Here is a 17808-nt window from a genome sequence, read left to right as displayed (position 1 = left end):
ATTAACCTTTCTTTAATAATCAGCTTGCGCATTTGCGGTATTGGTATCATCCTGAAAATACAAAGGCCGGAACAATTCACCCGCTAACTCCGTTGCCTCACCGTATCATGCGTAAGCAGGGATTAAAGAAATGTCGGAACAGGTTTTGAATACCATCAGCTTCGCCGGCCGCGCCGCAGCCTCGAACCAGTTCAAGACTCTCTATGCCGAGGGCATGGGCCTGGTGGAAGAAACGGCAAGCTATCTCGATGGCTCTGGCCGCGCAGCCTCCAAGGTGCTGCCGCGTATGGCCTCGGTGCTCTACGCCGCGGAATCCATGCGCCTCACCACCCGCCTGATGCAGATGGCATCCTGGCTGCTGCTGCAGCGCGCCGTCAACAATGGCGAGATGACCCGCGATCAGGTTCTCAACGAAAAGAACAAGGTCCGCCTCGACAACTTCAACGTCGATCGCAACGCTCCAGGCTGGAACGACCTGCCGGAATCCTTCCGCGATCTCGTCGAGCGTTCGCTTCGCCTGCAGAACCGCGTTGCCCTTCTCGACCGCGAAATCTATCGCCCAGCGGAAGCAAAGGTCCCGGACAACGAAAACAGCGTTCAGGCACAGCTCAACCTGCTGCGCACCGCGTTCAACAGCAACTGATCGCGCTATTCCCGACGCATGATTTTGAAGAAGCAGGCTCCGGCCTGCTTTTTTGTTGTCTGGGATGGACTGTGCCACGAGGCCGGGACGTCAAAGAGCGCTTGAAGAGCAGGCGGTGTCAGCAGAGTGCAGCGCGCCGATCCGTCCTACACGAAGCAAAACCCACGCTCCGCCATCCAGACAACAAAAAACCCCGGATCGCTCCGAGGTTATTTTGCAGTCCATGATCAAACGGATTAGAGGCCGAGGCCGCCGAAACGCTTGTTGAACTTGGAAACGCGACCGCCGCGGTCCATCAGCTGCTGGTTGCCACCAGTCCAGGCCGGATGGGATCTGGGATCGATTTCGAGGTTCATAACTGCGCCCTCGGAACCCCAGGTCGAACGGGTTTCGTATTCGGTACCATCGGTCATGACAACTTTGATCATGTGATAGTCGGGATGGATTTCAGCCTTCATGACAATCTTCCTGCGTAAGTGGGTGCGGACCATTTGCCGCAATTGCGTCAACTGAGCCGATTCAATAAATGAAACCTGAGCCCTTTAGGCCATGGCTTCCCAATTTGATGCGGAGCCTATACATGAAGGGCGCCGAGATAACAAGTGCCTGCCGATCACGGCAAGACACATATCAAGACGCCAAAACGGCGTCGCCGCCGGACCTGTTGATCCTGCGGCACCAAGGAGTAATGCACGTGGCAGACATTGAGGCACACAAGCCCGCAGGGCGCAGGACGCTGAAACCTCTGGCAAGCCTGTTTCCCTACCTCAAGCGCTATCGCGGCCTGGTCGCCGCGGCCCTTTTTGCGCTCGTGCTGTCTTCCGCCACCACGCTTGCGCTACCGCTTGCCGTGCGCCGCATCATCGACCACGGTTTTGAAGCGACCGATGGCGCGATGATCAACAACTATTTTGCCATGCTGCTGGCGATCGCCATCATTCTCGCCCTCGCAAGCGCCATGCGCTATTATTATGTGATGATCATCGGCGAACGCGTCGTGACCGATCTGCGCCGTGATGTCTTCGCCCATCTGACCTCGCTGTCGCAGGCCTTTTTCGATACCAACCATTCCGGCGAACTGACCTCGCGCCTCACCGCCGATACGGTGCAGATCCGCTCCGCCTTCGGATCGTCGGCTTCCGTGGCGCTGCGCAACACGCTGCTCTGTCTCGGCGCCGTGGCAATGATGGTCTATACAAGCCCGAAGCTTGCGGGCCTTGCCCTTCTTGCCATTCCCTTCATCGTCTTTCCATTGATCGCCTTTGGCCGCTCGGTGCGCTCGCGCTCCAGAACCACGCAGGATACGCTTGCCGCTTCGTCTGCCTTCGCCTCCGAGACGATTTCCGCCAGCCGCACCATCCAGTCCTTCAATGCCGAGATGCTGGCAAACAGCCGCTACGATGCCGCCGTGGAGAAGGCCTATCATGGCGCACGCGCGGCGATCAGCGCTCGCGCTATTCTGACCGCAGTCGCCATCAGTCTGGTCTTCGGCAGCGTCGTCGCGATTCTCTGGTATGGCGCGCATAGCGTTCTGACCGGCGCGATCTCAGCCGGTACGCTCAGCCAGTTCGTTCTCTATTCCGTCATTGCCGCAAGCTCTCTCGGCCAGCTCTCGGAAGTCTGGGGCGAGCTGTCGCAGGCAGGAGGCGCGGCCGAACGCCTCTCCGAATTGTTGGAGGAAAAGTCCCCCGTCGAAGAACCGGTCGCGCCCGTTTTGCTGCCCGTTCCGGCGCGCGGCGAGGCAAGCTTCGAGCATGTGGCCTTCCATTATCCGAAGGGTGCAGGCAGACCGATTATTTCCGACCTTTCCTTCCACGTCGCCGCCGGCGAAACAGTGGCGATCGTCGGCCCGTCGGGCGCTGGAAAAAGCACCGTGTTCTCGCTTTTGATGCGCTTCTACGATCCGCAATCCGGCCGCATCACCATCGACGGCACCGATATCCGCTCCGTCACCTTGAAGGAGCTGCGCTCCAGGCTCGCTATCGTGCCCCAGGATGTGGCGATCTTCGCCTCCTCCATCCACGACAACATCGCTTTTGGCAGGCCGGATGCCACGCGTGAGCAGGTCCGGGCTGCAGCGGTCGCCGCGCAGGCCGATGGTTTCATTGCCAGACTGCCGGAAGGTTACGACACCGTAGCCGGCGAACGCGGTGTCACGCTCTCCGGCGGCCAGCGCCAGCGCATCGCCATTGCCCGCGCCATTCTGCGCGATGCCCCGATCCTGCTGCTCGACGAAGCAACCTCAGCGTTGGATGCCGAAAGCGAAACGCTGGTGCAAAAGGCGCTGGACGAGCTGATCGCCAAACGCACCACCATCGTCATTGCCCACCGCCTCGCAACCGTGCTCAAGGCCGACCGCATTCTGGTGATGGATGAAGGCCGCATCATAGAGGAAGGCACGCACCAAAGCCTGATCCGTCAGGGCGGCCTTTACGCCAAGCTGGCACGCCTGCAATTCAACACCGGGCAAGAAGAAGCTGAGCGTCTCGAAGCCTAAACTGTAAGCGGCTATTCAATACGTGCGGAGTGACCAGACTTTAGTCTGTTCATTCTGTTCCACAACACCTTCCGCTTTCATGATTTCTAGAAGGGTACGAGAAATGTGCCCTTCATGCTCCACGTGACCGGTGTAGATTCCAAGAGACCGCCCAAGTTCGGAGTTCTTCAGCCCCCTTTCCCCAGCGGCCTTCAATTGCATAAAGATTGCTGCTTTCAACTGCGCCATCGCAGCTTGCGCGATCGCATAAGCCTCATCGCTTTTCATGCGTCTCTCCTCAAGAACTATCGCTCCGTCAGCTTCAACTCGATACGGCGGTTCTGCGAACGGGCTTCCGGCGTCTCGCCTTCCGCCAAAGGCTGATACTCGCCAAAACCGGCAGCGACCAGACGGTTGGCCGGTACGCCCTTGGAAATCAGGAACTTGACGACGGAGGTGGCACGGGCCGACGATAGCTCCCAGTTGTCACGAAAACGACCGGAGCCCGAAAGTGGCACATTGTCCGTGTGACCATCGACACGCAGCACCCAGTTGATTTCCGGTGGGATTTCCTTGGCAAGATCGATGAGTGCTGCGGCAAGCTTCGCCATCTCCACCTGCCCCTCCGGATTGAGATCTGTGCCGCCGGACGGAAACAGAACCTCCGACTGGAAGACGAAGCGGTCGCCGACGATGCGGATGTTCTCGCGGTCCGAGAGGATTTCGCGCAGGCGTCCGAAGAAGTCGGAGCGATAGCGGTTCAACTCCTGCACACGCTGCGCCAGCGCCACGTTCAGACGACGGCCGAGATCGGCGATCTTCACCTGAGAGGATGTGTCCCTGGCTTCCGAAGCTTGCAGTGCCGCCTCGACGGAAGCGATCTGGGCTCTCAGTGCGGCGATCTGCTGATTCAGCAATTCGATCTGCGTCGAGGCTCTGGCACCGGCTTCGCGCGCATCCTCAAGCTCGCCCGTCAACTGCCCGACACGGGCATTGGCGGCGGAACTGTTGCCCGCACCGGAATCGAGTAGCGCCTGCAGACGCGAGCGTTCGTTTTCAGATTGGGCAAGGGTGGATTGCAGATTGGCAAGCGTGTCTTCGATATCCTGCTTGCTGCCCTTTTCCAGCGCCAGCAATTCGGTCAATTCGGCAATCTGGTTGTTGAGGCGCGTCATGACCTCGTCCTTGCCGGAGATTTCTCGCGAGAGCACGAACTGTGCAAGAACGAAGACGGTGAGCAGAAACATGATCGCCATGAGCAGCGTCGATAGTGCATCGACGAAGCCCGGCCAGTAATCGATACCTCTGTCGCGACGGCGGTTGCGCGCAAGCGCCATGATCACGCGCTCCCGTTATCGTGGGGAGTGGATCGCCTGGCCGCCTTCTGGTCGGCATCCATTCGCGCAGTGAGACGGTCAAGCGTGCGACGGAGCGCCTTGGATTCCTCCTGCTGCGCTTCGATCCAGTCGCGCAGCATTTGCTGCTCGCCGCGCATATTCTTCACCAGTCCCTGAATGCCCTCCGCCAGATTATGCATGGCGGCAAGCGAACGCTCGGTCCCGGCGGCACCGCTCGCCGCAACGGGCTTGCCGTCAACGGAGAGATCGACGCCCGGATCGGTAACGGAAGACAGCCAGTTTTCCAGCTGCGTGTAGAAGCGGTTTTGCGCGCGGCCCGCCTGGAGATCGAGAAAGCCGAGGATCAGCGAGCCGGAAAGACCAAGCAGCGAGGACGAAAACGCCGTGCCCATGCCCGACAGCGGCGCCGTCAGGCCGGATTTCAGCGAGGACAGAATATCGCTGCTGTCGCCCGATGTCGGATCGAGGCCTTGGATGACGTCGCTGATGGCGCCGATCGTGCCGATCAGACCCCAGAAGGTACCGAGCAGACCGAGGAAAACCAGAAGGCCGATGAGATAGCGCGAGGTGTCGCGCGATTCATCGAGACGCGTGGCGATGGAATCGAGAATGGAGCGCTGCGTGACGGTCGAGACCCGCACCTCACCGCGCTTGCCGATCAGCGCTCGCATCGGCGCCAGGAGCTTCGGCGGACGCCCGGCCTTGTCGACGCTTCCGGCCGCCTGGAAATTGTTGAACCAGCGCACTTCGGGGCGCAGGCTCAAAATCTGCATGAACACCAGAACGATGCCGATGGCGAGAACGCCGAGAATGAAGCCGTTCAGTCCAGGATTGGTCATAAAGGCCGATTGCGCCTGCCGGAACAGAATGGCGGCAAGGAAGGACACGATGATGAGAAAGATCATCATCGTCCATAAGAACGGCGTCGGGCTGGACAGCTTGTGATGATATTCTTTCGTCAGCGGTTTCTCGACGCCGACATCGAGCAGTTCCGTATCCGCCATAGGGCCCGTTCCTCTAATGCTGCCATGACCTTGCCCTCAAGACTGGGGCATCAGCATGGTTCGGAGCGGAAGCTAGAGTAAAATTACGACGAATTGAAGTGAAAAGCCTTTTGAGAACAAAGCTTTTTCAAAGAATGAAAGGGAGGCTCAGGTGAGGTTCGGTCGTACCGTACGGGATCGAACACATGGGCGTCGCGATAGACCGGGCAAGTGCCTTGAGCAAGGATTCCTTGACCCACCCTCACTCCTGTACCCGTCACGGGAAGCTTAGCCGTCGCGCGTCAGCGCGACGAGAAAACATTCTTTCAAACCAAAGATTTGGTCCGACCAGATTCCTGTGACGGGCACAGGAATGGGGGCGTCAGAGGAGACGCCTCGGTCCCTATCAGCGGCCAGGAACCGGCCGGTTGACGACGTCCAGCAGCGCCTTCTGGATGTACTCGTTGCCAGCAACCACGCTGCGGCTTTCAAGCATGCTGTTGGCGCCGCCCATATCGGAAACGAAGCCGCCGGCTTCGCGGATGAGCACGATACCTGCGGCGATATCCCAGGGGGACAGTTCCGCTTCCCAGAAGCCGTCGAAGCGACCGGCTGCAACATATGCGAGGTCGAGAGCAGCGGCACCCATGCGGCGCACGCCTGCGGTCTCGCCCATCACATGGCGAAGCTCGACGAGGAACTTGCCGTGGTTGCCGCGTCCGAGATGCGGAACGCCGCAGCAGACTACGCTGTCGGAAAGCTGCTTGCGGGCCGCAACGCGAATGCGGCGGTCATTGAGGAACGCCCCGCCGCCACGCTCGGCAGTGTAAAGCTCGTCCGTTGCCGGGTTGAAGATGACGCCGGCGACGATTTCGCCGCTGCGCTCCAGACCGATGGAGACAGCAAACTGCGGAATGCCGTGCAGGAAGTTGGTGGTACCGTCCAGCGGATCGACGATCCAGCGATGGGCGCCATCGGTGCCGATTTCCTCGCCGCCCTCTTCGCCGAGGAAGCCATAGGTCGGACGAGCCTTCATCAGCTCCTCGCGAACGATCTTTTCGGCCTTCAGATCGGCCTGGGACACGAAGTCGCTTGGTCCCTTGACCGATACCTGCAGGTTCTGCACTTCACCGAAGTCACGCGACAAAGATTTTCCCGCCTTCAAGGCGGCCTGAACCATGACATTGAGAAGGGCTGAACGGGCCATGAAAACATTCCTGGAAGGTGGCTGAACCGGCCGCGCAAGATCGGGGCAGGCAGGCATATTGGTTTCTATTTTAGGTTTGCGGGTTCAAGACCACAAAACGTACCGAAATTCAAGGCTAAAGCATTGTCGCGCAAAAGTGTGGAGCGGTTTTGCGCTTACGACATGCGATCGCAAGAAGCATAGTCGAGCAAAAGTGTGCAGCGGTTTCGCCCTCAGTTGGGCCGGAACTTGTTGGCCGCGTCGATCGCCTGCTTCTGCTGACTGTCCTCGATGCCGAGATAGAAATCTTCCAGCCCCGGGTCTTTTAGTCCTGCGCGGCGCGACAGCACATACCACTTGGCCGCCTCGATCGGATCGGGGCGCGTTCCGAGCGCCTGGATGTAGAGATGCGCCACCTTGTTCTGCGCCACGACATTGCCGCGCTGAGCAGCGCCATTCAGCCAGCGAAAACCTTCTTCCAGATCGCGATCGCCGGCCGTGCCGTTGACCAGCCAGATGCCGAGATCGACCTGCGCGGTATCGAAGCCCGCCTTCGCTGCCCGCGTCAGCCATTCGCGCGCCTTTGCCTTCTTTTCCTTCGGCACCTCCGGCACGTTGAAATAGATTTGCGACACGGCATATTGGGCATCAGCAATCCCTTTTTCCGCCGACCTCTCATAAAAGGGCAGCGCCGCCATCAGACCCTTTGGCCCGGGCGTCTGGGAGACGAGGATCTGCGCCCAGTTGAATTCGGCTTCCGGATTGCCTGCCTCGGCCGCACGGCGCATGTAGTCGTCGGCAAGCGTCTTGTCGTGCTTGACGAGCCGGCCTTCCATCAGGATCAGCGCGTATTTGAACATGGCAACGGCATCGCCATTCTTGGCGGCCTGCTCGTACCAGAAGGCGGCGGTCTTGTCGTCGCGGGCAATGCCGAGACCGCGGCTCATCATTTCGGCAACCAGCGTCTGCGCTGCGGCATCGCCGTCCTGCGCGCGGGTCAGCGCCTTGTCCAGCGCCTGCACATATTCACCGCGCTGATAATGACCATAGGCCTCGTCGATCTTGCCCTTGAATTCCTTTTCCTTCGGCAGCGGCGGAAGCTCGGCCCCCATGCGCTGATAGACGGTGACGCCCTCCGAAGGCTGGAGATCCTTCTGATCGCCGCCGGTCACGCGGCCTTTCCGCAGCGGATCGGCATCCTGGTCCGTCGGTCGCGACAGCACATCCGGTCCCTGGTTCACCACCGGTCCAAAATCGGTGTCTTCCTCGCCCGCGCCATCAGTACCTTGCGCCTGCGGCTGAAGGCCCGGCAGAAGATCAGGGCTTGCCTGCGGCTCAGCCTGCTGCGGCGCAGACTGTTGTCCGGCAGCTGGAACCTGGCCCTGCGCAAAGGAAGGGGCCGCTGTGATGGCGCAAGCCATCGCCAGAAGCGAGATCGATGGGGAAAGGCGGAGCAAGCGAAGGATCATCGCCCGTATCAACCGCCAAACCGTGGCGCTTTTTCGTCAAGCAATGCATTGGCTTCGGCAACGGCCTGCGCCGCGCCGCCCGCGTGAGCGAAGACGGCCTGGCGAAGTGCGACGAATTCCACGCCGCTTTCGGCAACCGCAACCACAGAGGCGACATCCGAACCGCCCATGACAATCGACGGAATTTCGATCATCGAGGCCCACCATTCGCCAAGCGCGACGTTCTTCGGGTGCGGCTCCGGCTTGATGTCACCCTCCAGCTTGCCGAAGAAGATATAGTCCGGGTTCGCTTCGCCCTGCTCCAGCGCCTTGTGCCGGTCATCGGCATTGCCGCCGCCGACGATCATCTTCGGCGTGAACTTTTCCACCGCTTCCGCCAGCGGCTCCAAGCCGCCTATCACATGCAGACCATCGGCCTTCACGCGGCCGGCAACGCGGCTGTCACCGGCAACCAGCGCTGCGGCACCCGCCGCCTGCACGATCGGCACCAGCACTTCCGCGCGTTTCTGGAAGCTGTCGTCATCGAGAGCGTATTGGGGGATGATGACGGAGGCGACATCGCCGCCCCTCAGGGCATCCTCCAGCGCCTTGGCTTGCAGGCCAGCATCTTCGGCTTGCGGCACGATCAGAACCAGACGGCAGCGATCTTCAGGAGAACCCATGATTTTTCCATTTTCCGCAGAAAGAACGCTTCATCGCCAATCTGCACTCGTTTTCATATACTGTTTCCGATAAACCGGACTGCACGAAGGATCAACAGTTCATAGCTGGACTCTTTGTCGTCCTTTCCCCTCGCGGCCTGTTCCAATGGCCGTCTCACACGCTCATCTCAAGTCCTGACCATGTCGCTCGATCTCCATTTCTTCCTTGTTGCCATTCCCGCTGTCGTTCTGGTCGGCCTGTCGAAAGGCGGGCTTGGCGGCGCCCTGGCCTTGATGGGCGTGCCGCTGATGGCGCTGGCCGTGCCGCCGGTGCAGGCGGCGGCGATCTTCCTTCCCATTCTGATCGTCATGGATCTGGTGGCACTCTGGGCATGGCGTCACCATAACCATCGGGAAACGCTGCTGTTGATGCTGCCGGGCGCCATTGCCGGCATTGCGCTCGGCTGGGCCACCTCGACGCTGATTTCCCCCGACGCGATGCGCCTCGTCGTCGCAACCGTCACCATCCTTTTCGTCCTGCGCTATTTCTACGAGAGCTTCCGCGCCCGCCGCGGACAGGAGATCGCGCCAAAACCGCAGAGACCGGCTGCCGCCACGCTCTGGTCTTCACTGTCGGGCTATGCAAGTTTTGTCGCGCATGCCGGTGGTCCACCCTTCCAGATCTATGTGCTGCCACTCAAGCTGGATCCGAAGACCTATACCGGCATGAGCGTGCGCTTCTTCGCCATCATGAATGCGATCAAGCTCATCCCTTATTTTGCGCTGGGGGCGCTGGATTCCACCAACCTCACCACCTCCGCCACGCTGCTGCCGGTGGCGATGATTGCCACATTTGCCGGCGCCAAGGTTGTCAAATACATGAAGCCCGCCGTCTTCTATCCGCTGATGTATGGAATGGCCTTTATCGCGGCGTTGAAACTGCTCTGGGATGGCTTGCCGGTGTAACAAATGCCCCTTGCGGCGCATGCATGCCGCAGCCCCCTGCCGGCAAAACGGAAAGGCCCTGATCGCGCTTTGCAACCAGGGCCTTGAACTTTTACCGCTTCTCAGGCGAAAACTCGCCCTGCGGTCTCAATAGTTATTGAAAATCAATGTTTCGTTGTCGCTTTCAGCCTCTGCAACTCGTCCTTAAGACGCAGCTTTCTGCGCTTGATATTGGCTATCTCCCGATCGTCGGAAGACGGGGAAGCAAGAATACTCTCGAGCTCTTCCTCCAGAGCACCGTGTTTCTTTTCGAGCGATGCAATATGAGCCTGAATGGTCATGCGGCACGTCCTTCCTTGTTGAACCTACCTCCAGCGCTCCATCGCTGGAGTTTCAGGTTTACGACAGCACTGTGACACGGAAAGCGCGCTTTGTCGAAGGCGAAATCGGGGCAATAGTGCGGCAAAAATGCTATAAGAGCGCTTCCTTGTTAAATGGAAACAGTTCTGTTGGTTCAAACGGGATCGACTGATTGTCCGGATGGCGCGTGCCGTAGCCAACGCATACGGCCAAGCCGGCCGGGCAAGCAGGTGGCCCGTTTCAACCAACCCTCCCGCAGATTTGCTGGCAAATCTGCAAGAGCTTCAATCGCCCGGCGCGCTTATCGCTTCGCACTGCGAAGCGGCGCGGCGGCAGGGCCGGGCATTTTTCCGCCAGGATCAAAGGCGATCGGCTCGGCCGTACCTTTGGGTATGCCCTTCGCCAATCGCCTTTGCCCTGACGAAAACCTGCTCCGGCAGAACGTTGCCATTTGACAAGGAAGCGCTCTAAGGAAACTTCCCGTTACCGCCATTTGATGGTACAGGCACGAAGACCAACAACAGAGATGCCGGATGGCGGTCCGGTTCATTACAATGGGGACGACGAGATGGCCGACCAGGAACAGGCGGACGTCCGGCTTACGCTGGCAAGGCTGAGGCAGGAGCATGAGGATTACGACACGGCCATCAACGCGATGATCCAGACCAATTGCGAAGCGCTCAGAATTCAACGGATGAAGAAGAAGAAGCTGGCCATCAAGGACAAGATGACCCAGATCGAAGATCAGATCATCCCGGATATCATCGCCTGATAAGCTCTGGACCCTGACAACCTCTGGACAAGGAGACGCCGCTTGACCACTGAAACGCCGCCCGTCGCCATCATCATGGGAAGCCAGTCTGACTGGGAGACCATGAAAAACGCCGCCGATACGCTGGATGCGCTCGATATCGAATATGAGGCGCGCATCGTGTCCGCCCACCGCACGCCGGAACGGATGTTCGATTTCGCCACCAATGCGAAGGACGAAGGCTTCAAGGTCATCATCGCCGGTGCCGGCGGCGCTGCCCATCTTCCCGGCATGACGGCAGCGCTGACCCCTCTCCCCGTCTTCGGCGTTCCGGTTCAGTCGAAAGCCATGTCCGGCCAGGACAGCCTCTATTCCATCGTACAGATGCCGGCGGGCATTCCGGTCGGCACGCTTGCCATAGGCAAGGCGGGCGCCATCAATGCCGCCCTTCTGGCCGCAGCCGTGCTCGCGCTTTCCGACGAGGATCTGGCCGACCGGCTGGACAATTACCGCGCCCGCCAGACGGCAATCGTTGCTGAATACCCCATGGACGCGCCGCAATGAAATCCTCCACCATCGGTATCATCGGCGGCGGCCAGCTTGGCCGCATGCTGGCCATGGCAGCCGCCCGTCTCAACTTCCGCACCGTCGTGCTGGAGCCACAGGCCGATTGCCCGGCGGCCCAGGTCTGCAATCGCCAGATCGTTGCGGCTTACGATGACGAGAAGGCTTTGGCCGAACTCGCAAGCCTCTGCGATGTCGTGACCTACGAATTTGAAAACGTGCCCGTCGTTGCCGCCGAAACGCTCGCCGCTTCCGTGCCGGTCTATCCGCCGGCGCAAGCGCTGAGCGCCTCGCAGGACCGCCTGACGGAAAAGCGTTTCCTCAATGGCTGCGGCATCCCGACGGCCGATTTCCGCGCCGTGGACGATCAGGCCGGCCTTGAAGCCGCACTTGCGGAGTTCGGCGGCAAGGGCGTGCTGAAGACGCGGCGCATGGGCTATGACGGCAAGGGTCAGCGCGTCTTCAAGGGCGGCGAAGATCTGACCGGCGCCTTCGATGCGCTCGGCAAGGTGCCGCTGATTCTCGAAAGCTTCATTCCCTTCGAGCGTGAGATTTCCATCATCGCCGCGCGTTTCCAGGATGGCACCGTCACCTGCTACGATCCTGCCGAAAACGTTCACCTGAACGGCATTCTCCATACGTCGACCATTCCTGCCGATCTTTCCGATGCGGCTAGAACCGTCGCGGTGGAATCGGCGCAGAAGCTGCTGGCCGCGCTGAATTATGTGGGTGTCGTCGGCATCGAGTTCTTCGTGCTGGCGGATGGTTCGCTGGTGGCAAATGAGATGGCGCCGCGCGTCCACAATACCGGCCACTGGACGGAAGCCGCCTGCGTGGTCTCGCAGTTCGAACAGCATATCCGCGCCGTAGCGGGCCTAGCGCCTGGCAGCGCAGAGCGTCATTCCGATTGCGTGATGACCAATCTGATTGGTGACGACATCGACAGCGTGCCGGAATGGCTGAGCCAAAAAGACTGCCTCGTGCATCTTTACGGCAAGACGGAGGCCCGTGCGGGCCGAAAGATGGGCCATGTGACGCAACTCACCAAGGCTGGAAAGCCGGGGTTTTCCCGGTAAAAGCTTGCGTAGCGTGTTGACAGGCCGGTGCCGAAAGGGTATCTGCCTGCCAACCGAAAAAGGCGCGCCCCGTTGCGCGCTTTTGATTGTTTAGATTATGCGTGCGAAAGCCCGCCAAACTGCGGACCAGAAAAATGAAGATCAAGAACTCGCTCAAAGCGCTTAAGGCTCGTCACCGCGACAACCGTCTGGTTCGCCGCAAGGGCCGCGTCTACATCATCAACAAGCAGAACCCACGCTTCAAGGCTCGTCAGGGCTGATTGCGTTTCTGCAGTGCTCCGTTTGAAAAAGCGGATCACTTTGTTGATAGCAGACAGAATTCGATTTCCTAATTGGCGCATACGGATTATCGTGATCCGCATGCGCCAATTTCGTTTTTGTGCTCTTCTCCTCGCCTCGCTCAGCCCACTTGCCCCGGCCACGACGCTTACCGCCCATGCTGCGGAGCCGGTCGCGGCAGCGCCTCAGCCTGAGCAGCCTGCCTCCAAAGACCCGGTCGGCGATCTCTTCAACAATCTGAAGAAGGAGCGCGACGCCAAGAAGGCCCGCGGCATCGCCACCGAAATCGTCGGCCAGTGGAGCGATTCCGGCAGCCCCACGATCAACCTGCTGATGCAATGGGCCGAAGAGGCCAATGAACAGAAGCGCAGCGCCGCAGCCTATGACTTCCTCGACCAGGCCATCTTCCTCGACCCGGACTACGCCGGCGCCTGGTACCGCCGCGCCATGATACATCTGGCCGACGGCGACACCCGCAAGGCAATGGCCGACCTCAACAGCACGCTGGAAAAAGAGCCACGCTTCTTCCCCGCCCTTGCCGGTCTCGCCAATATTCTGGGAAGCTCAGAGCGCAACGAAACGGCGATGAAGGTATGGGAGCGCTACCTGACGCTTTACCCGGCGGACAAGGAAGCGCAGAAGGAAATGGGCGAGCTCTCCGAAAAGCTGGCTGGCACGCGCAGCTGATCCGCCTACTTTCAGAGAAAGCAGAACCAATTTTGAAGCAAGGAAGATTTGAGAAAGAAGAGCTGCTACTACGCTCGATTGGCGACAATCCTAGTTTCGACATCAGCACGTTTATCGACCGGATATCAGTTTCCGAAGATTGGGCAAAATTAATCGTCGCCCATATATATCTTGATCATATAATCACGGCCGTCCTCAACGAGCACCTCGATCATCCAGAAGCTTATTTTAACGCGCACAGGTCTTTCGCGGAGAAGCTCGGCTTATGTCAGGCTCTGGGATTTTTCAGGGACGAGTTCGGGAGTGTACTTAAAGCTGTCAACGCGCTCCGCAACAAGTTCGCGCATAAACTCGTATTCGAAGTTTCCGACGACGAAAAGCGAAACATCTTTCGCGTCTTGACCACGGAACGCCCAGTTAGTGATGTTACTCGTGCCGATGGATTTGGCGACTTTCTCTTTACTGTCGTCATGTTCACAGAGGTGGAGCGCGCTTTGAACAAGCGTCAGTCAGAGCTTTTGAAAGAGCAAGAATTCGTTAGAAGCAAAATTATGGAGTTGCTGATAGCCAACAAAAACATCCTGACGGAAAACAAGTAAGCTGCGAGGCCGTCTTTGGTCCCGCAGCTCTAGACCTTACTCCATACCAAGTGCGGCCATATAGGTCTGGAGAATTGTCTCTTCCTCGATGCGCTCGTTGGCATCCTTCTTGCGAAGGCGGATGATGGTGCGGATCGCCTTGGTGTCGTAGCCGCGGCCCTTGGCTTCGCCCATGACATCCTTGATGTCACCCTGGATTGCCGCCTTCTCTTCTTCCAGGCGTTCGATACGCTCGATAATCTGGCGAAGTTCGGCGGCGGCGACGGTTTCGGTTGTGGCTGTTTCGTCCATTCCATGATCCTTCAATAGTTCGGCCCGCTTAGAGCCCGTTTTTCGTAAGGCGAAATCTTCGCCTGCTGCTCATCAAAGGCAGCCAAAATTCCCGGCTGGTGAACTGCCCGTGGAAAGGCCTCACGTCAAGCCTAATCGGGTGGGAGGCAGCTATTCCTTCGGGCGGTTTTCTTCGAAGGCGGCTTTCTGGCCATCGCTCGCTTCGCTCTGGTGAAGACGCTTCCAGTCCTCATAGGGCATGCCGTAGATGATCTCGCGCGCCTCGTCCTTGCTGAGATCGGTACCGGCATCCTTCGCCGCATCCGCATACCAGTTGGACAGGCAGTTGCGGCAGAAGCCGGCGAGGTTCATGAGGTCGATATTCTGCACCTCTGGGCGATTGCGCAAATGGTTGACCAGCCTGCGGAAGGCGGCTGCCTCGAACTCGGTTCTCTGCTTCTCGTCAAGCTCGCTCATATCGATGTCGCCTTTCAGTAAGGACCAGTCCGCGAGGCGAACTGCTTGTACTCATGCAGGGTGGGATCGTCATTCATTGCGGCAAAAATGGGAGCGAGACGATCAGCCCAGGCGGCAATGCCCGCCTCATCGCCGATCAGGTCCTGGCGCACTTCCAGAAGCGCATGCGGGATGCCCTTCATCATGCAGTGGCGATACATGGTGTCACCCTTCAGTGCGCCATCATAAGGCTCGTTATCGCCCACCAGAATATCGCCGCTCGCCCTCAGATGATCAATCAGCGGGTGAACGGCGCGGTGGTCCGTGTCCCACAGAACCGCCGCATGCCAGGGACGCGGAACGGACTTCCAGAACGGCGTGTAGGAATGCAGCGAAAACACCAGCGGTGCCTTGCCTGACGTCTCTGCCGTTCTGGTCAGAACCGCATCAACGGCATTGTGATAGGGACGGTGATAGGTTTCGACCCTCCTATCCCACTCCTCGTCCGTGATCGGATGGTTGCCGGGCACGATCGCGCCATCGGAAATCTTCATGATCAGCGTCGGATCGTCCTCGCCGCGATTGGGATCGATCAACAGACGCGAAAAGCGGCCGAGAACGGCAGGCACGCCAAGACTCGCCGCAAGCTTTCTGGTCAAACCTTCCACACCAATGTCATAAGCGATATGGCGCTCGAACGCGGCTTGCGGTAGACCGAGATTGCCGTAAGCTTGTGGAAGAAGGTTCATGGCATGGTCTGCAAGCAAAACCATGCCTTTGTCATAATCGCCTTCTATGATTTCGTATGGCTGAAAGTCTGGCATAATTGATTTCTGGGGCAGCTAAGGGAGAGACGCTTGATGGCATGGCTTGACGCCACGCGCAAGTTTGCACGGGTAAACGGCCATCGACAGCACCGCACCAGAGACCCGACCTGACAATATAATCGATTAAACTCGCGTTGACATTCTTGGGCCTCCGCGCCTAGAAGTGTTTTCACTATAACCATGGAATCCGGATGGACGCCGTGACATACACATTCCCCGCTCTCCTCGAGAAACATCGGCGCGCGATCCGCATTTTCACCGCAGCCGCCGTCCTCTCTTCTCCCCTTTTGATAGCGCAGCCGGCATTGGCGGATTTCCGCGTCTGCAACAGCACGCAGAACCTTGTCGGCGTTGCCATCGGCTATCGCGCAAAGGAAGGCTGGGTCAGCGAAGGCTGGTGGCAGGTGCCTGCCTCCACATGCGCCACTTTGATCGAGGGTGAGCTGCAATCGCGCTACTACTATCTCTACGCCGAGGATGCGGCCCGCGGCGGCCGCTGGACCGGCGACGTCAACATGTGCGTGGCCGAAAACGAGTTCAAGATCAACGGCGTCGATGATTGCTATGCCCGCAGCTTCCAGCGCATGGGCTTCAAGGAATACGATACTGGCCGACAGGGAAGCTGGATGGTCCAGCTTTCGGACACGCCAGGAACACAGGAAAGTCAGAACTGATGAAGCGTAACCGCAAAGTCAAAATCCTTGCAACTCTTGGCCCCGCTTCGGCAGAAGAGGCGATGATCGAGAAGCTTCATCTTGCCGGCGCCGATCTCTTCCGCATCAATATGAGCCATGCGAGCCATGACGTGATGCGTACGCTGATTCAGCGCATCCGCTCTGTCGAAAGCCGCAACGGCCGTCCGATCGGCATTCTGGCGGATCTGCAGGGACCGAAGCTGCGCGTCGGCAAGTTTGCCGATACCAAGGTCGATCTCGTCGCTGGCCAGACCTTCACGCTCGACAACAACGAAGCCCCTGGCGACAAGAACCGCGTGTTCCTGCCCCATCCGGAAATTCTCGAATCCGTCAAGCCGGGCGATCGCCTGCTGATCGATGACGGCAAGCTGCATCTGCGCGCCGAAAAGTGCGACGGCAAGAGCATCGTCACCACCGTCGTTTCCGGCACCAAGATTTCCGACCGAAAGGGTATCAGCCTGCCCGACACGCTGCTCGGCGTTGGCGTTCTGACCGACAAGGACCGCGCCGACCTCGCCGCAGTTCTCGCGACCGAAGAAGTCGACTGGGTCGCGCTTTCCTTCGTGCAGCGCCCGGAAGATCTGGCGGAAGTGCGCAAGATTGCCGGCAACCGTGTCGGCCTGATGTCGAAGATCGAAAAGCCGCAGGCGCTCGAACGCATCGAAGAGATCATTGAACTCTCCGACGCGCTGATGGTGGCCCGTGGCGACCTTGGCGTGGAAATGCCGCTCGAAGCCGTTCCCGGCATCCAGAAGCAGCTGACCCGCGCCTGCCGCCGCGCCGGCAAGCCGGTCGTTGTTGCAACCCAGATGCTGGAATCGATGATTTCGGCACCGGTCCCGACCCGCGCTGAAGTCTCCGACGTCGCGACCGCCGTCTTCGAAGGCGCGGATGCGATCATGCTGTCTGCCGAATCCGCCTCCGGCGACTATCCGGTCGAAGCCGTCTCCACCATGGCCTCCATTGCCAGCACCGTGGAGCAGGACCCGCACTACTCCAACATCATCTACGCGCAGCGCGCCCAGCCGGAGGCGACCGGTGCCGACGCCATTTCGCTCGCTGCCCGCCAGATTGCCGAGACGCTGCGCCTCGCGGCCATCGTCACCTACACCTCGTCCGGCACCACCGGCCTTCGCGCCGCGCGTGAACGCCCGCAGGTTCCGATCATTGCACTCTCACCGATCATTCAGACGGCCCGTCGTCTGTCGGTGGTATGGGGTCTGCACTGCGTCGTCACCGGTGATGCCAGCGACCTCGACGACATGGTCAACCGCGCATGCCGCATCGTCGTGGCCGAAGGCTTCGGCAAGCCCGGCGACCGCATCATCATCTCGGCCGGCGTCCCCCTCGGCACGCCCGGCGCCACCAACATGGTCCGCATCGCCTATATTGCCCAGGACGGCCAGAGCGGCGTTTAAGCAGAATAGCATCGACATGGAAAAGGGAGCGCGTGCCGCCCTCTCGGCGTCATCCTCGGCCTTGTGCCGAGGATCGACGTTTTCGACGGCTTATGGATGGTGAGGGAAACTCCCAATCCGGCCCA

General features: G+C 59.5%; 22 protein-coding genes. 11 read left to right on the top strand and 11 right to left on the bottom strand.

What is annotated here, in order from left to right; all coding sequences use genetic code 11:
• Positions 1-130: 130 nt before the first annotated feature.
• Positions 131-643 carry a protease adaptor protein RcdA gene (rcdA, locus tag ACTJKV_RS05605; RefSeq protein ID WP_274103163.1) on the top strand — a complete coding sequence of 171 codons (513 nt, stop codon included), beginning with the start codon at positions 131-133 and terminating at the stop codon, positions 641-643.
• Between the two features lie 236 nt (positions 644-879).
• Here rcdA and rpmE read toward each other — a convergent pair whose 3' ends face one another.
• Positions 880-1101, bottom strand: a complete 222-nt coding sequence (gene rpmE, locus ACTJKV_RS05600) for a 50S ribosomal protein L31 (RefSeq protein ID WP_062427919.1) — start codon at positions 1099-1101, stop codon at positions 880-882.
• Positions 1102-1337: 236 nt separating this feature from the next.
• Between rpmE and ACTJKV_RS05595 the strand changes: the two genes are divergently transcribed.
• Positions 1338-3140 (top strand): ABC transporter transmembrane domain-containing protein, encoded by a 1803-nt coding sequence (locus ACTJKV_RS05595; protein ID WP_112953725.1) that lies wholly within the window; start codon positions 1338-1340, stop codon positions 3138-3140.
• Between the two features lie 15 nt (positions 3141-3155).
• On the opposite strand, the gene ACTJKV_RS05590 is transcribed toward ACTJKV_RS05595, so the two are convergent.
• The 6 genes from ACTJKV_RS05590 to ACTJKV_RS05565 form a co-directional block, all read right to left on the bottom strand.
• Positions 3156-3407: a hypothetical protein gene (locus ACTJKV_RS05590; RefSeq protein WP_062439769.1), complete on the bottom strand. Its 252-nt coding sequence runs from the start codon at positions 3405-3407 to the stop codon at positions 3156-3158.
• A 17-nt stretch (positions 3408-3424) separates the two neighbouring features.
• Positions 3425-4456, bottom strand: a complete 1032-nt coding sequence (locus ACTJKV_RS05585) for a peptidoglycan -binding protein (protein ID WP_062427918.1) — start codon at positions 4454-4456, stop codon at positions 3425-3427.
• Between the two features lie 2 nt (positions 4457-4458).
• On the bottom strand, positions 4459-5481 hold the full coding sequence (locus ACTJKV_RS05580) for a flagellar motor protein MotA (RefSeq protein ID WP_112521007.1): 1023 nt from the start codon (positions 5479-5481) through the stop codon (positions 4459-4461).
• Positions 5482-5866: 385 nt separating this feature from the next.
• The gene (locus tag ACTJKV_RS05575) at positions 5867-6667 is read right to left on the bottom strand and encodes an inositol monophosphatase family protein (protein WP_062599050.1); all 801 of its coding nucleotides are present in this window, start codon (positions 6665-6667) and stop codon (positions 5867-5869) included.
• Between the two features lie 212 nt (positions 6668-6879).
• On the bottom strand, positions 6880-8115 hold the full coding sequence (locus ACTJKV_RS05570) for a tetratricopeptide repeat protein (protein WP_440598523.1): 1236 nt from the start codon (positions 8113-8115) through the stop codon (positions 6880-6882).
• Between the two features lie 8 nt (positions 8116-8123).
• On the bottom strand, positions 8124-8777 hold the full coding sequence (locus tag ACTJKV_RS05565; protein ID WP_153311706.1) for a thiamine phosphate synthase: 654 nt from the start codon (positions 8775-8777) through the stop codon (positions 8124-8126).
• A 180-nt stretch (positions 8778-8957) separates the two neighbouring features.
• Here ACTJKV_RS05565 and ACTJKV_RS05560 point away from each other — a divergent pair, with 180 nt between their 5' ends.
• A complete protein-coding gene (locus ACTJKV_RS05560) occupies positions 8958-9722 on the top strand; it encodes a sulfite exporter TauE/SafE family protein (protein ID WP_274103161.1) in 765 nt (254 codons plus the stop codon).
• A 143-nt stretch (positions 9723-9865) separates the two neighbouring features.
• On the opposite strand, the gene ACTJKV_RS05555 is transcribed toward ACTJKV_RS05560, so the two are convergent.
• Positions 9866-10042: a YdcH family protein gene (locus ACTJKV_RS05555; protein WP_082447303.1), complete on the bottom strand. Its 177-nt coding sequence runs from the start codon at positions 10040-10042 to the stop codon at positions 9866-9868.
• 587 nt (positions 10043-10629) lie between these two features.
• Between ACTJKV_RS05555 and ACTJKV_RS05550 the strand changes: the two genes are divergently transcribed.
• The 6 genes from ACTJKV_RS05550 to ACTJKV_RS05525 all read left to right on the top strand — a co-directional run bounded on the left by ACTJKV_RS05550 (position 10630) and on the right by ACTJKV_RS05525 (position 14017).
• Positions 10630-10833 carry a YdcH family protein gene (locus ACTJKV_RS05550; RefSeq protein ID WP_062427987.1) on the top strand — a complete coding sequence of 68 codons (204 nt, stop codon included), beginning with the start codon at positions 10630-10632 and terminating at the stop codon, positions 10831-10833.
• A 75-nt stretch (positions 10834-10908) separates the two neighbouring features.
• Positions 10909-11376 carry a 5-(carboxyamino)imidazole ribonucleotide mutase gene (gene purE / locus ACTJKV_RS05545; protein ID WP_274103319.1) on the top strand — a complete coding sequence of 156 codons (468 nt, stop codon included), beginning with the start codon at positions 10909-10911 and terminating at the stop codon, positions 11374-11376.
• Positions 11373-12452, top strand: coding sequence for a 5-(carboxyamino)imidazole ribonucleotide synthase (locus tag ACTJKV_RS05540; RefSeq protein ID WP_274103160.1), 1080 nt, complete (start codon positions 11373-11375; stop codon positions 12450-12452). The genes purE and ACTJKV_RS05540 overlap by 4 nt, the downstream gene beginning before the upstream one ends.
• A 134-nt stretch (positions 12453-12586) precedes the next feature.
• The gene (gene ykgO / locus ACTJKV_RS05535; RefSeq protein WP_003497670.1) at positions 12587-12712 is read left to right on the top strand and encodes a type B 50S ribosomal protein L36; all 126 of its coding nucleotides are present in this window, start codon (positions 12587-12589) and stop codon (positions 12710-12712) included.
• A gap of 100 nt (positions 12713-12812) precedes the next feature.
• Positions 12813-13418, top strand: a complete 606-nt coding sequence (locus tag ACTJKV_RS05530; RefSeq protein ID WP_274103131.1) for a tetratricopeptide repeat protein — start codon at positions 12813-12815, stop codon at positions 13416-13418.
• On the top strand, positions 13325-14017 hold the full coding sequence (locus ACTJKV_RS05525; RefSeq protein ID WP_274103130.1) for a hypothetical protein: 693 nt from the start codon (positions 13325-13327) through the stop codon (positions 14015-14017). Before ACTJKV_RS05530 ends, ACTJKV_RS05525 begins: the two co-directional genes overlap by 94 nt.
• 36 nt (positions 14018-14053) lie before the next feature.
• On the opposite strand, the gene ACTJKV_RS05520 is transcribed toward ACTJKV_RS05525, so the two are convergent.
• The 3 genes from ACTJKV_RS05520 to ACTJKV_RS05510 all read right to left on the bottom strand — a co-directional run bounded on the left by ACTJKV_RS05520 (position 14054) and on the right by ACTJKV_RS05510 (position 15567).
• Positions 14054-14308, bottom strand: coding sequence for a DUF2312 domain-containing protein (locus ACTJKV_RS05520; RefSeq protein WP_062439745.1), 255 nt, complete (start codon positions 14306-14308; stop codon positions 14054-14056).
• A gap of 150 nt (positions 14309-14458) precedes the next feature.
• Positions 14459-14764 carry a DUF1244 domain-containing protein gene (locus ACTJKV_RS05515; RefSeq protein ID WP_062427908.1) on the bottom strand — a complete coding sequence of 102 codons (306 nt, stop codon included), beginning with the start codon at positions 14762-14764 and terminating at the stop codon, positions 14459-14461.
• Positions 14765-14778: 14 nt separating this feature from the next.
• The gene (locus ACTJKV_RS05510) at positions 14779-15567 is read right to left on the bottom strand and encodes an N-formylglutamate amidohydrolase (RefSeq protein ID WP_440598522.1); all 789 of its coding nucleotides are present in this window, start codon (positions 15565-15567) and stop codon (positions 14779-14781) included.
• A gap of 194 nt (positions 15568-15761) precedes the next feature.
• Here ACTJKV_RS05510 and ACTJKV_RS05505 point away from each other — a divergent pair, with 194 nt between their 5' ends.
• On the top strand, positions 15762-16244 hold the full coding sequence (locus ACTJKV_RS05505) for a DUF1036 domain-containing protein (RefSeq protein WP_062427906.1): 483 nt from the start codon (positions 15762-15764) through the stop codon (positions 16242-16244).
• Positions 16244-17683 (top strand): pyruvate kinase, encoded by a 1440-nt coding sequence (pyk, locus tag ACTJKV_RS05500; RefSeq protein ID WP_062427905.1) that lies wholly within the window; start codon positions 16244-16246, stop codon positions 17681-17683. Before ACTJKV_RS05505 ends, pyk begins: the two co-directional genes overlap by 1 nt.
• Positions 17684-17808 lie beyond the last annotated feature (125 nt).

Origin of the sequence: Agrobacterium sp. 22117, assembly GCF_052045735.1 — a bacterium.
GTDB lineage: Bacteria > Pseudomonadota > Alphaproteobacteria > Rhizobiales > Rhizobiaceae > Agrobacterium > Agrobacterium cavarae.
The sequence above is the reverse complement of the archived record's forward strand: the minus strand, read 5'-3'. Positions and strand labels throughout refer to the sequence as shown.